The 2154-nt window shown below is 38.0% G+C and carries 3 protein-coding genes; 2 read left to right on the forward strand and 1 reads right to left on the reverse strand.

Translation table 11 applies throughout. From position 1 onward, the window contains the following. Positions 1–269: hypothetical protein (locus QCH34_RS11270; protein WP_300334199.1), on the forward strand; the 269-nt coding region annotated here is incomplete at its 5' end. Further along, positions 235–1185 (forward strand): restriction endonuclease, encoded by a 951-nt coding sequence (locus tag QCH34_RS11275; RefSeq protein ID WP_300334201.1) that lies wholly within the window; start codon positions 235–237, stop codon positions 1183–1185. The genes QCH34_RS11270 and QCH34_RS11275, both read left to right, overlap by 35 nt. 162 nt (positions 1186–1347) lie before the next feature. On the opposite strand, the gene QCH34_RS11280 is transcribed toward QCH34_RS11275, so the two are convergent. Further along, positions 1348–2154 (reverse strand): RNA-binding domain-containing protein (locus QCH34_RS11280; protein ID WP_300334204.1); only part of this gene is annotated, 807 nt, incomplete at its 5' end.

The raw sequence follows: 2154 nt of genomic DNA on the forward strand, positions 1-2154 counted from the left end.
ATGCTTACCCGTTTGACGGAAAACGCCTGTGCATGGTGGTGTGTGCAGTGCCGTGCAGTGGAGCGACGAGCGAGAGCGAGGAGCGGAGTCGCACGGCTGGTTGGGGCGGAAAATCGGTTATGTGCTCAAAAACGGTTAAAAAATTACCAAAAGCCTCAATATCCAAAATCAGCTCCAATAACACGTTTTATAAAAAGGAAAAAATCATAAATTATGAGCAATATGAATATTTTTATGAGAGATTTTCAAGCACGTGGTTACATTTTTGAAAAAGTAATTTGGGATTTGCTTGGAGGTGCTGGATATATTGACGTGAAACCGGGCAATTTAAACGGAAGAGGAGCCAGTCACCAGATTGATGCATATGGTACTTTAGAAATCCCCACCGCGTTCACCTATCCAATCAGACTGATCGCAGAAGCAAAGTGCTACAAGCGAACAATAGATTTGGGAATTGTTAGGAATTTTTTTGGTGTTATACAAGATATTTCTGAAAATTATGTCATAGGTGAGAATAAGGAGCGTAATACTCCGAATAGATATTTAGATTCAGGATGTATTTTCAGTGTCAGCCCGTTTTCTCCTGAAGCACAGAATTACGCTTGGGCGCATAACATATTCCTCGTCTCATTTTCTGGCATCCCGAGAATGAATCGAATCTATCAAAATATTAAGCAATTCGTTTCCGAGATTGATAGCGATATACTAAAGGAAATTAAAAAAGAGGAACTAATTGCAAAATTTGATTTTTTTAAAAGCACTGATGATACTTATACTGCCCCCCCCACGCTTGTAGTAGGCATCCTCGACAACGCTTATCCAGTCATGTTGGTCGGTAATAATGGATGGATTAAGAGAATTAAACCACCAAAAAATACTGATAATATTCTGGGTGTTAAAATTAATCGAAAATCTAGACCCGATGAAACAATCTTTAATTTGCATTTAAATGGTGAAATAGTTAGTTTCAACTTACCGAATGCTATTGCAAAAAAATTAATTGAACGCATTGATAAAACAGACTACGGAGAGAAAGTTTTTGGATTAGATATTCCTTTAAAATATGCATTTTCAGAGAGCAGTGTTCGGAGAATCCTAAAGGTTGATATCAATCTTCCAAATAACCAGGATTATGTTAATACCATTTCTCCCCAAAATAAAAATTCTGAAAATACCACAAGATAGGATGCAATAGAGCTGAAATGAAATTTTCAGAATTCATTTCAAGCATTAAAAACATATTCAATACCCATTTCCATTCGATTTAATGAATTTTTTGACACTTTCAGGAATTAAATCGTCTCCAAAATCTCATCGAAATGAATTAATGCTTCAAAAAATGAGAAATTAGTTATTCCAGTTTATTTTGATATAATCATTGGAATCCCGAAGTCCAAGAGCAATGGAGGACGCCGAGCGCCGTATGAAAAACTCCTCTTTTTTATTTCCGAATTGATCCTTGCTCCTGAGATACACAGGCCCATCACTGGGGGAAACCTCAATAATACAAATCTCGTTCCCGTTCAGTGGCTGCACATTGACCGAGATATACGCGTGGTAGATATCCCCGAGATACTGGTTGATCAGATTATCGAGGTGCAGTTTGAACCCATCACTATCCTGCTTGGTTCGATTTGGATTAAATGTCTGGTAATCTTTCTCAATTCCCTTGATTGTGCCATCATCCGCAACTCCAATAAACAACTTCCCTCCACCAGAGTTGAGAAATGAAGCGATGGCTCTTAATGCGATATATTCAGATTTTTTCAATTCTTCCTTGCTCTTGTAGTCCCATCTCAGAGATTCCTTGAATTCGACATAATCATTCTCTCCTTTTTCAATTACCTCGAACCAATCTGTATCTCCATCGCTTTTTTCGCCAAGATATTTGCCCTTCAATTCCCCAAGATATTGATTAATTTGATCTGCGATGATTTTTCTGCGTTCCTGGAGGAAAAACCCATAATTTTCAATTTTCCACAATTGACGGTTTTGTGGGATGAACTGTTTTTCCAGAGAACCCGGATATTCCTCTTCTACAGTGGGGAGATACGTGAGAGGGTCCGTATTACTGATTTTGTAGTTACTATCTCTGGTGATGAATGCACGGTTTGCGATTTCATTGACCATTTTTTTGTGCAGATGGTTCTGATT

Origin of the sequence: Methanocalculus sp. (assembly GCF_029762515.1) — an archaeon.
Classification (GTDB): domain Archaea; phylum Halobacteriota; class Methanomicrobia; order Methanomicrobiales; family Methanocorpusculaceae; genus Methanocalculus.